This is a genomic window from Stenotrophomonas sp. PS02289, from assembly GCF_029960115.1.
GTDB lineage: Bacteria > Pseudomonadota > Gammaproteobacteria > Xanthomonadales > Xanthomonadaceae > Stenotrophomonas.
In genome coordinates this window covers 1-11638 of record NZ_JASCOZ010000140.1, presented here as the reverse complement: position 1 = coordinate 11638, position 11638 = coordinate 1, and the positions used below count along the sequence as shown (strand labels likewise).

8 protein-coding genes and 1 pseudogene are annotated in these 11638 nt (G+C 65.9%); 2 read left to right on the top strand and 7 right to left on the bottom strand.

Annotated features, from left to right (window positions below; genetic code table 11):
• The 7 genes and pseudogenes from QMX83_RS16495 to glnA form a co-directional block, all read right to left on the bottom strand.
• A pseudogene (locus QMX83_RS16495) lies at positions 1-1412 on the bottom strand (glycoside hydrolase family 92 protein); the annotation flags it as partial.
• Positions 1412-2302, bottom strand: a complete 891-nt coding sequence (locus QMX83_RS16490) for an endonuclease/exonuclease/phosphatase family protein (protein WP_282297725.1) — start codon at positions 2300-2302, stop codon at positions 1412-1414. The pseudogene QMX83_RS16495 and the gene QMX83_RS16490, both read right to left, overlap by 1 nt.
• 10 nt (positions 2303-2312) lie before the next feature.
• Positions 2313-5039: a TonB-dependent receptor gene (locus QMX83_RS16485; protein ID WP_282297724.1), complete on the bottom strand. Its 2727-nt coding sequence runs from the start codon at positions 5037-5039 to the stop codon at positions 2313-2315.
• A gap of 119 nt (positions 5040-5158) precedes the next feature.
• Positions 5159-5899, bottom strand: a complete 741-nt coding sequence (locus QMX83_RS16480; RefSeq protein ID WP_282297723.1) for an N-acetylmuramoyl-L-alanine amidase — start codon at positions 5897-5899, stop codon at positions 5159-5161.
• 219 nt (positions 5900-6118) lie between these two features.
• Positions 6119-7555, bottom strand: a complete 1437-nt coding sequence (gene amt, locus QMX83_RS16475) for an ammonium transporter (protein ID WP_282297722.1) — start codon at positions 7553-7555, stop codon at positions 6119-6121.
• 21 nt (positions 7556-7576) lie between these two features.
• Positions 7577-7915 carry a P-II family nitrogen regulator gene (locus QMX83_RS16470; protein ID WP_185750173.1) on the bottom strand — a complete coding sequence of 113 codons (339 nt, stop codon included), beginning with the start codon at positions 7913-7915 and terminating at the stop codon, positions 7577-7579.
• 310 nt (positions 7916-8225) lie between these two features.
• Positions 8226-9635 (bottom strand): type I glutamate--ammonia ligase, encoded by a 1410-nt coding sequence (gene glnA, locus QMX83_RS16465; RefSeq protein WP_282297721.1) that lies wholly within the window; start codon positions 9633-9635, stop codon positions 8226-8228.
• Between the two features lie 237 nt (positions 9636-9872).
• Here glnA and QMX83_RS16460 point away from each other — a divergent pair, with 237 nt between their 5' ends.
• Positions 9873-10667, top strand: a complete 795-nt coding sequence (locus QMX83_RS16460; protein ID WP_282297720.1) for an undecaprenyl-diphosphate phosphatase — start codon at positions 9873-9875, stop codon at positions 10665-10667.
• A 73-nt stretch (positions 10668-10740) separates the two neighbouring features.
• On the top strand, positions 10741-11571 hold the full coding sequence (locus QMX83_RS16455; protein WP_282297719.1) for an META and DUF4377 domain-containing protein: 831 nt from the start codon (positions 10741-10743) through the stop codon (positions 11569-11571).
• Positions 11572-11638: the final 67 nt, after the last annotated feature.

The window sequence follows — 11638 nt, the reverse complement described above, 5'->3', positions numbered from 1 at the left end:
CCCCCCCCCGCCCCCCCCCCCCGCCGCCCCCCCCGGGGGCGGGCCGGGCGCGCCCCCACGGCGACCTGGGTGTCAGCGGCGGCGACCTCCAGCTGCAGGTTGTGACGGGCCTGCTCCAGCGAGATCAGCGAGGTCGCCATGCGCATGGTCACCGCACGGGTGCCAGCGGCGAACTTGATGTAGCCGGTGGGACGACCGGTGTCGATCAGGCCGCTGCGCTGCCACGGCTGGTCGAAACTGGCATACACGAACATGCGGGTTGCGCCGGTGGACAAGCCGCTGCGCACGTCGGTGTAGCCACTGAGGGTGCCGGTGTTCGCATCCAGGGTCAGCCCACCGCGCGCATCCACGTTGTCGAACAGCAGGTTGGCATCGCCCTCGGCCGGAAAGCCGAACTCGAACACCGCCGCGTGATCGGTCGGGGCCAGCGCGGCGGTGATGCCGTTGTCGAAGCGCACGCGGTACTCGTGTGGTCGCGCCACTTCGTGCGCACGATCGAACGCCAGGCTGCGCGCCACGCGATCAGCCTCAGGGATGCCGGGCGTGCTGGAGGGCATCACCTGGAAGGTCTGGCGGTCACCCATCCATGGGCTGGGCTGGTGGCTGAGCGAGAACGCCTGCAGGCGCGGCCGGTTGGCGTCGTCGTTGTGTTCGTTCCAGGCATACAGCCACGACAGCGAGCCGGCATTCGTGGCCGGGGTCCAGAAGTTGAAGCCATGCGGCACGGCGACAGCGGGAATGTTGTTGCCGCGCGAGAAGCGGCCGTTGGACTGGGTACCCCGGGTGGTCACCACCCAGTCGCTCGGGCGCTTGCGCACGGCCGGCGCGATGGATTGCACGCCGATGTCGTCCAGCCAGCCCTGCGCCGGATGCCCTGGTGCGGGCTGCACATCCAGCTCCAGCGCCACCACACGCTTGCCCAAGAGTGCAGGCACCTCGCCCAGGCGCACCTGCTTGTACGCCCACTGCTGCGGATAGAGGGTTTTCGAGTCGCCCTGTTCGGCAGCGCCGAGCGCCACGCCATGCTGATCGCGCACGTGCAGGCCGGACAGGCGGGTGCCGTCGTCCAGCACCGCGTCCACTGAAACATAGGTGGAGGCCACGGTGTCGTCGCCGACGATCTCCGGCAGCACCGACCAGAACAGCGTAGTGTCGGGCGCGATCAGCACATCCAGTTCGAAGAGACGCTGGCGGCCGCTGCCCTGGTAGGCCAGGGCATGCAGGCCGGTGCTGCCGACGTCGGCCTTGGCCGCATAGGGCTGCTTTGGACCGGTACCCGTGCGCAGCTGAAGCCCGGTAGCGGTGCCCTGCACCGTCGGTTGCCCGGGTTCGAACGAGGTGGAGAATCCCGCCCCTTGCACCGATGGCACCGCGAGCAGCCCCAGCAGGGGCAGCAGAGCGCGAGCGCGCATCACAGCCACGTCAACTCAGCCACCACCGGGTAGTGATCCGAGGGGTACAGCGGCCCCTCGTGGTCATCCACCGAATGCACCGAGCGGATGCCGAACTGGCGATAGAGCACCCAGTCGATGCGCGCATCCGGGTTGCCGGTGAACGCATGCGCGGTCTTCTCCGGCCCGCTGCGGGCGGGAGCCTGGTCCCAGGCGTCGGACAGCTCTGCGGTCAGCAGACGGTGCGTCGGACCGTCGGGATGGGCGTTGAAGTCGCCGGTCACCACCACCGGCGCATCACCGGCCAGCTGCTGGATACGAGCCAGCAGCAGCCGTGCACAGCGCTCGCGCAGGGCCTCGGCGGCGTCGGTGTGCGGCAGATGGGTGTTGAACAGGAAGAAGCGCTTGCCGTTGCGACGATCTTCAAACTCACCCCAAGTGGCCATACGCGGCATCGGGCCGTCGAAGTTGGCACTGCCCGGCACATCGGGGGTTTCCGAGTACCAGAAGTCGCCCTGGCGCAGCAGGGTCAGCCGGCGGGTGTCGTAGAACAGGCCCATGTGCTCGTTGCCGTTGCCGTCCACCTCGTTGCCGTTGCGGCCCTTGCCGAACCAGGCGTGGTGCGGCAGCTGCTGGCCCAGCCAGGTGGCCTGGCCGAGCAGCAGCTCCTGCATGCCGATCAGGTCGGGCTGCTGCTCCACGATGGTTTTCAGGGTCAAGGCGCGGCGGTTCTCCCACAGGTTCACCCCGTCGTTGGGCGAGGCGTAGCGGACGTTGAAGGTCATCACCCGCAACACAGCGGCCTCGTCCTTCGCGGTGGCGGCGGGCGAGGTGGCACAGGCCGACAGCACGCCGACAACGAGGGCGAACAACAGCAGGGCAGACAGGGCGCGCAGGCGGCGGATGGTCATGGCAATGTCCTTACGGGTTCAGGTCGTAGCTGACGTGCAGCGCGTAGGTGGGACCGTAGTTGTTGAGGTTACGCATGTATTCGAAGTTGTCGCCCACGGTCTGGTACTGATCTTCGCCGAACAGGTTGGCGGCGGTCAGGCCGACCGACCACTTGTCATTGATGCGGGTCTTCAGCGAGACATCGGTCACGTAGCGCGAGCGGAAGCCACGGTCACCCCAGCTGTTGGCCCCGATGGTGAAGATGTGCTTGCCGGTGTAGTTCTCGCTGACGGTCAGGCTGGTGTTCAACCACGGCATATGCCAGGTGATGCCCAGGTTGGCGATGGTCTTGGGCTGCGAAGCGAGCTGGTGGATCGTGCGCTCGCCGCCGGCCCAGCGGTAGACCATCTCACCGTCCATCTGCGCGGCGTTGAACAGCACGTCGAAGCGGTGCTCGCCCAGGGCCATGTCCCGGTTGACCAGCGAGAGCTCGACGCCGCGCACGCTGGAGTCCTCCAGGTTCTGCGGCGTGTTGATGCTGGTCACGCGGCCCTGGTCGTCGATGGATTCACTGGTGATGCCGGCGATGTTGTCGCTGATGTCCTTGTGGAACACGGCCAGCGAGGCGTAGCCGCGACCGTCATTGAAGTACTTCTCCAGCGACAGGTCGAAGTTGGTGGAGCGCTGCGGCTTCAGGTCGGGGTTGCCGCGCGAGATGCTGCAGTCGCCACTGTCGCCGTCGCAGTTCACCACTTCGGCCTGGGCGATGTTGGAGGGAATCGGGCGACCGATCGTCTTGCTGGCGCTGAAGCGCAGGTTCATGTCCTCACGCAGGTGCGCGGTCAGGTTCAACGAGGGCAGCAGGTTGTCGTAGCCACCGCCGTTGCGGCCGGTTCCGGTCACCACGCCCGCCGTGATCGCGGGGGTGTGGGCGGTGAAGGTGGTGTCGTCGTAGCGCACGCCGGCCACGGCTTCAAGGAAGTCGGTGCTGTAGTGGAACGAGACGTATGCGTTCTTGACCGTTTCCAGATAACGGAAGTCCGAGGCCAGGCTGGAGTAGGTCGAACCGGTCTGGTCCACCGGCAACGCGTCCCAACCGCCGTTGCCCATGAAGGCGTGGTAGTCGAAGAACGGCAGCGCGTACTGCGACTTCGGGTAGCGGAAGCCCGGCTGGTACAGGTAGTCGCTGAAGTCACCGCCGGCGACGTTGTTGCGGCGGGTGATGTCACTCTCCACCTCCAGGCGCTTGTACTCCAGGCCGCTGGCGATGCCGAAGCCGCGTGCTTCCGGGCCGACGTTCCAGCGGTGGTCCAGGCGCACGTCGCGCACTTCAGCGGTGCCGTAGGTCTGCGATTCGGAGGCACTGTTGAGGTCGTAGCGGGCGCTGTCGATGATGCCCGGGTCGCTCAGGCCGGTGATGTTGTAGATCTCGCCGACCCCGGGGGAGGCATAGGTGAGGCTCTGACCCACTGGCTTGGCAGTGAGGCGGGTGCTGCGACCGTGCGCATTGATGCGGTCGCGGGTGTAGCCGCCGCGCAGGGCCAGCCACTGGTTGTCCTGCTCCCATTCGATGCCGCCGAGCACGCCGCGGTTGTTGCGGGCCCAGACCTTGTTTTCGAAGATGACGTTGAGCGAATCAATGCCCTTGGTGCCGGACACCGGGGTCTGGTCGGTGACGTTGCGCTGGGTGATGAACTCGTAGCCGTTCTCGGTGCGGCGCTCTTCCATGCCGTAGTTGTACATCAGCACGGAGGCGCGGAACGGACTGTCACTGGGCATCCACTCCAGCTTGGCCGAGCCGCCATAGGTGCGGATCCAGCGGTTGTCGGCGTAGTAGGCGAAGTTGTTCGGCGCGGACATGCCGTTCCAGCCCTGCGCGGGCAGCGGGCCGGTGATGTAGTTGCCCTGGCTGTCGAAGAACTGCTGCGAGCTCTGGAAGAGCTTGTTCTGCGAAGTCTGGAAGTCCTGGTTGCGCGCGGACAGGGTGAGGCCGAACTGGTCACTGCTGCCGAAGGTGGTGCTGAAACTGCCGCTGAGGCCGCTGCCCCAGCGGTCGGTGGTCTGCGAGAGGCTGTTGCGGCCGTCGTCGTTGCCGAGCGCGTGGTAGTTCACGCTGGCGTCCACGTGCAGCGAGTTGCGCGGCTTGTCGAACGCGCTGCCGCTGACCAGGTTGATGCCGGCCCCGATGCTGTCCGGGTTCTGCTCGGCGCTGAAGGTCTTGAAGATGTCGATGCGCGAGGCGATGTCGTTGGGAATCAGCTGCAGATTGATCTTGCGCTCACCGCCGCCTTCGTCGCCCACCGAGGCCATGGTGATGCCATCGAGGGTGGTGCTGTTGAGGTTGGCGGCGATGCCGCGCACGGTCACGTAGCGCGGCTGGTCTTCGTCGCGCATCAGGCTGACGCCCGGTGCCACCACCAGGCGCTGTGCGATGGAGTTTTCCTGGCTGGTGACCTGGATGCTTTCCTGGTCGATCGAGTCCACCAGTACGGACGAACGACGCTTGGCGTCGACCGCCGTCGCGGTGACACCGGCATTGGCGGTGACCTGCAACGCGTCCAATGTGGTGGCGTCGGCGGCAGCGCCCGGGCGGGCGGCGGCGGTGTCGGCGACCTCTTCCAGCGGAGCGGCGTGCAGCTGGGACATGGCCAGCAGCAGCGCAATCGCAAGGCCGGTCTTCGTTGCCGGTGCGGCACTGCGCGACATGGAGTGCGCGGTGTGCGCGGACGGGAACGACGACGAGCGGTACGACGACATACGCAGAATCTCCGTGGTTAGATCGATCTAAACCGCTAGCGTATGGGTTGGATGTGACAGTGGGATTCCAGTTTTGTGGTGCGTGCGGCCGGAAATGTGAGGCACCGCACGAAATGCGCTCAGCGCATCTGCATCAACAGCGAATGCAGAATCCGCGCATCTTCCTCGTCCAGCACCTGCGGCAGATCGTCGCGCCCGCGGAAGCGGCGATGGAATGCGCCAATGGCAGCCTCCCGGTTCGCCAACGAATAGCCAAATGCCTTCAGCGCGAGCGTCGCATCAAATCCAGCCGGTGCCGGGCCATCGCTCGCGCGTGGCCACAGACCGAAGCCGGCTTCGGCCAGCTGCTGCCACGGGAAGTAGCGGCTGGGATCGCTCTTGCGCGTGGGAGCCAGGTCGGCATGGGCGATGATCTGGCTGCGCGGAATGTCGAGCCGGGTGCAGACATCGTCCAGCAGGCGGATCAATGCGGCGATCTGCGCCGGCGCGAACGGACTGTTGCCATCGTTGTCGATTTCAATGCCGATGGACGTGGAGTTCAGGTCCGCGAGCGAACCCCAGCGGCCGCCGCCGGCATGCCACGCGCGGCGGTTGTCGGCCACCAGTTGATAGATGTGGCCGTCGGAACCGACCAGATAGTGTGAGCTGACCCGCCCGCCGCTGTTGGCGGTGCGCAGTGTATGCAGGCTCTGCTGCACGTTGTCCTGGTCGGTGTGGTGCAGGACGATGATGACCGGCTTGCGCTCGTTGTGGTTGGGCGAAGGCACCCAGGTGGCGAGCGGGCTGCGCAGGTCGGTGGTGGCACAGCTGCTGAGCAGCAGCGCGGCGAGCAAGGCGAGCGGGAGGCGGAATCGGTGCATGGGTCGATTGTGGCCCATGGCGGAGTCTGGGGCGAATGAAAGAAAAAGACCGGCGATCTTGGGAATCGCCGGTCAAGACAGCATCTCTCTCTCGTTTCTTGTATTTCAGGTCTGCAGCAGTTGCCGGGCAGGGCCCGGCACTACCCATGCATTGCGGAGGGCCGGCCAACGGCCGGCGCTACCGAAGCGATTTCATATCAGCGGTCAGCGTATGAGGCCTCACGCTTCGTACGCAGATTCGCCGTGGGAGGTCACGTCGAGGCCGGTGCGTTCGGCTTCCTCGGTGACGCGCAGGCCGACCACCAGCTTGACCACCAGCAGGATCGCGGCGGTGACCACGGCGCACCAGAGGATGGTGAAGCCGACGCTGACCACCTGCACCCACACCTGGTGACCGATGTCCAGGTCCGCCTTGGTGCCGCCCAGCGACTGCGCGCTGAACACACCGGTGAGGATGGCACCGACGATGCCGCCGATGCCGTGCACACCGAACACGTCGGCGGTGTCGTCCACGCGCAGCAGGCGCTTCAGGCCGGTGACACCCCACACGCAGACCACACCGGCGACCAGGCCGATGACGATCGCGCCGAGCGGACCGACGGTGCCGCAGGCCGGGGTGATGCCGACCAGACCGGCCACCGCACCCGAAGCTGCGCCAAGAGCGGAGGGCTTGCCCTTGCTCACGGCTTCCACCAGGGTCCAGCCCAGCACCGCGGCGGCGGTGGCGAGGATGGTGTTGATGAAGGCCAGCGAGGCCACGGTGTCTGCAGCGGCGGCGGAGCCGGCGTTGAAGCCGAACCAGCCGACCCACAGCAGCATCGCGCCGATGTAGGTGAACGGCACGTTGTGCGGCTTCAGCGCGGTCTGGCCATAGCCGATGCGCTTGCCGACGAAGTACGCGGCGACCAGACCGGCCACGCCGGCATTGATGTGCACCACGGTGCCGCCAGCGAAGTCGATGGCACCCATTTCACCCAGGTAACCGCCGCCCCACACGATGTGGGCCATCGGGATGTAGCTGAGGGTGAACCACAGGGCGGAGAACAGCAGCACCGCCTTGAACTTGATGCGCTCGGCGAAGGCACCGACGATCAGCGCGGTGGTGATACCGGCGAAGGTGGACTGGAAGGCAACGAACAGATAGTCCGGCAGGCCGGCGATGGGCGTGTTGCCAACCGAATCCGGTGCGAAGCCCTTGAGGAAGGCGAACTGGGTGAACGAACCGAAGAAGGCGTTGCCTTCGCTGAACACCGCGCTGTAGCCGTAGGCCACCCACAGCATCAGCACCAGCGAGAACACCACCAGGATCTGGCTGAGCACCGACAGCACGTTCTTGGAACGGACCAGGCCGCCATAGAACAACGCCAGGCCAGGCACCACCATCAGCAGCACCAGCAGGGTGGAGGTGAGCATCCAGGCGACATCGCCATGGTCGAAGGTGGGGGCGGCGGCTTCTTCTGCCGGTGCGGCAACGGCCGCGGCGGCGGCCGGATCGGGCAGTTGCTCGACGGTGACGTTTTCTTCCGCAACCGGGGCCACCTGGGCCTGGGCATGCGCGGTGCTGGAGAACGCACCCACGGCCAGCGCGCTGAGCAGCATCATCAGACACACGGCGTGGAACCGGACTTGCCACCCGGTGAACAAAGAGGTCTTCATGGTGGGGACTCCGAGTGAGAGTTAGAGCGCGTCTGCGCCGATTTCGCCGGTGCGGATGCGCACCACCTGTTCCACAGGCGTAACGAAGATCTTGCCGTCGCCGATCTTGCCGGTGCCGGCTGCGTTCTGGATCGCTTCAACCACCGCGTCCAGACGGTCGTCGGTGACCACGGTTTCAATCTTGATCTTCGGCAGGAAATCCACGACGTACTCCGCGCCGCGGTACAACTCGGTATGACCCTTCTGCCGACCGAAGCCTTTGACTTCGGTCACGGTAATGCCCGACACGCCCGCGTCGGAGAGGGCCTCGCGGACCTCGTCGAGCTTGAACGGCCGGATGATGGCGGAGATCAGTTTCATGCGCATGTCCCGATGGTGGATGGAACCGGCCTGCCGTGGCAGGCCGGCGTCAGGTCAACCGGCGGCCACTTGCACATGGCCGCTGGTTGTCGCGCCGAACGATGCGTGGACCACGCCGTGCCGACGCCCGTTACGGGCGACGCCAGCGGTGACGCGGGAGGGAGGAAGGCCCATGCAGCGTCCGGTCTCTCTTGCCCCTGGTGGTGCGTGGTGCGTAACACGGTGGTGCGTGCCGTGCGGCTCCCCAGCCGCGAAGCGATGGCGACGACGAAGGTGGGAGGGATGCCCTTCGTCGTCGCCACCTTGTTGCTCAGTTCGCGTAGTACAGCTGGTACTCCAGCGGGTGGGTCGCCGCGCGGAACTTGGTGACTTCCTGCATCTTCAGCGCGATGTAGCCGTCGATGAAGTCGTCGCTCATGACGCCGCCGGCCTTGAGGAACTCGCGATCCTTGTCCAGTGCTTCCAGGGCCTGGTCGAGCGAGGAGCAGACCTGCGGGATCAGCTTCTCTTCTTCCGGCGGCAGGTCGTACAGGTCCTTGTCGCTCGGTGCGCCCGGGTCGATCTGGTTCTTGATGCCGTCCAGGCCGGCCATCATCAGCGCGGTGAAGGTCAGGTAGCCGGACTGGATCGGATCCGGGAAGCGCATTTCAATGCGGCGCGCCTTCGGGTTGGACACCCACGGAATGCGGCACGAGGCCGAACGGTTACGGGCCGAGTAGGCCAGCATGACCGGGGCTTCGAAGCCCGGAACCAGACGCTTGTAGCTGTTGGTGCCGGAGTTGGAGAAGGCGTTGATGGCCTTGGCGTGCTTGAAGATGCCGCCGATGTACCACAGGGCCAGCTGGCTCAGGCCGCCGTAGCCGTCGCCGGAGAACAGGTTGGTGCCGCCCTTGGACAGCGACTGGTGCACGTGCATGCCGCTGCCGTTGTCGCCGACGATCGGCTTGGGCATGAAGGTGGCGGTCTTGCCGTTGCGGTGGGCGACGTTCTTGATGACATGCTTCATGCGCAGCAGTTCGTCGGCCTTCTGCACCAGGGTGCTGAACTTGGTGCCGATTTCGCACTGGCCGGCGGTGGCCACTTCGTGGTGCTGCACTTCGACTTCGATGCCGACCTGGGCCAGCGTCTTGCACATTTCAGCGCGCAGGTCGTGCAGCGAGTCGGTCGGCGGAACGGGGAAGTAACCGCCCTTCACGGCCGGACGGTAACCGCTGTTGGCACCGTCGTACTTGGCACCGGTGTTCCAGGCGGCTTCTTCAGAGTCGACCTTGAAGAAGGTGTTGCCCATGTCGTTGGCGAAACGCACGGAGTCGAAGATGAAGAATTCCGGTTCCGGACCAAAGAAGGCCGATTCGGCGATGCCGGAGGACTTCAGGTAGGCCTCGGCGCGCTTGGCGATGCCGCGCGGGCAGCGGCCGTACGGCTGCATGGTGGCCGGATCGAGGATGTCGCAGCTGATCACCAGGGTCGGGTCGGCGTAGAACGGGTCGACGTAGGCGCTGGCCGGATCCGGCAGCAGGACCATGTCGGATTCATTGATGCCCTTCCAGCCGGCGATGGAGCTGCCGTCGAACATCTTGCCTTCTTCAAACAGCGACGGTTCCACGATGCTGACCGGGAAGGTGACGTGCTGTTCGACGCCACGCATATCGACAAAGCGCAGGTCGATGAACTCGATCTGGTTGTCCTTGATCAGCTTCTCAACGTTTTCCACGGACATCGGTGAAACCTCGAATGGGTGATTGCCTGGGTTGATAGAGCAATCCCCGTGCCAACTTTTCGGGCTTCACAAGTCGTTGATTTCGCTTGCTGGGGCGGTGGACCTCCCCTGAACGGTGCGCACCATTGCGGTGCATCGACCGGATCGTGCACACATTTGGTGCGTGCGCCGATGTTTTATATTGGGCGTCATCCATACACGCAGCCGGGCAGAGCCCGGCTCTACATTGAGCCCCTGATGTCCGATCTGCTTTCCGCCCTGTTGCTGGGCATTCTTGAAGGTCTTACCGAATTCCTCCCGATTTCCAGCACCGGCCATCTGCTGATCGCCCAGCACTGGCTGGGTGAGCGCTCGGACTTCTTCAACATCGTGATCCAGGCCGGTGCGATCCTGGCCATCACCCTGGTGTTCCGCCAGCGCCTGTGGCAGCTGGCGACCGGCCTGAATGAAAAGGAAAACCGCGATTACGTGCTGAAGCTGGGCACGGCCTTCCTGGTCACCGCCGTGGTGGGCCTGCCGGTGCGCCTGGCCGGCTGGGAGCTGCCGGAGACGGTCACGCCGATTGCCTGGGCGCTGATCATCGGCGGCATCTGGATGCTGCTGGTGGAGGCACGCACGGCCAAGCTGCCTGACCGCAGCGAGGTGACCTGGACGGTGGCGGTGCTGGTGGGCCTGGCGCAGGTGGTGGCCGGGGTGTTCCCGGGCACCTCGCGCTCGGCCTCGGCGATCTTCGTGGCGATGCTGTTCGGCCTGAGCCGGCGCGCGGCGGCGACGGAGTTCGTGTTCCTGGTCGGCATTCCGACCATGTTCGCGGCCAGTGCCTACGCCTTCCTGGAACTGGCCAAGGACGGCAAGCTGGCCAGCGAGAACTGGACCGACGTGGGCGTGGCCTTTGTTGCCGCCATCATCACCGGCTTCGTCGTAGTGAAGTGGTTGCTGGGCTACATCAAGGCACACCGCTTCACCGCGTTTGCGTTCTACCGCATCGCGCTGGGTGTGGGTCTGCTGCTGTGGCTGCCTGCCGGCACCTGAATGCGCCGGCCCGCGGGTGACCCCGAACGGGGCGCTCCCGCGTTCAACTCGAAGGTTCCTCAAGGAGATGTCCATGAAACGCAATCTGATGCTGGTCCTGCCGCTGGCGTTGCTGGCCGCCTGCAGCGCCCCCTCCAGCCAGACCCCGGGCGGTCCGGCGCGCGACGAGCTGGCTCCAGCCCCGACGGCGGCTGCCGACCAGAAGGCGGTGGCCCTGCTGGACCAGCAGCGCCTGCTGGCCAATCACTGGGTGCTGGAGAATGCGACTGACAGCAGCGGCAAGCGGCTGGACGTGCTGCTGGCGCGCGAGGAAAAGCCGGTCACGCTGGACTTCCAGGACGGCCGCATCGCGGTCAGCAACACCTGCAACCGCATGAGCGGCGGCTACACCCTGGCCGATGGCACGCTGACGGTCTCGCCGCTGGCCTCGACCATGATGGCCTGCACCGACAAGGCGCTGATGGCGCTGGATCAGGCGGTCGGCTCGCGGCTGGAAGGCGCGCTGAAGGCGGAGCTGGGCGTCAACGACCAGCTGACCCTGCACACGGCCAGCGGCGATCTGCTGGTGTTCGGGCCGCGACCGACCGCGGAAACGCGCTTTGGCGGCCCGGGCGAAACGGTGTTCATTGAAGTGGCCGCGCAGACCAAACCCTGCCCGCATCCGCTGATCCGCGACATGCAGTGCCTGCAGACCCGCGAAGTGAAGTTCGACGAGCAGGGGCTGAAGCAGGGCACGCCGGGCGCGTTCGAGAACTTCTACAGCAGCATCGAGGGGTATACGCACGAGCCGGGCACGCGCAACGTGCTGCGGGTGAAGCGCTTTGCCATTGCCAATCCGCCGGCGGATGCACCGGCGCAGGCGTATGTGCTGGATATGGTGGTGGAGTCGGCGACCGAGAAGTAAGTCGGGTTCCGTAGTGCCGGGCTGTGCCCGGCATCACCGTGGGCTGCGGGCCCGGCAACCGCCCGCG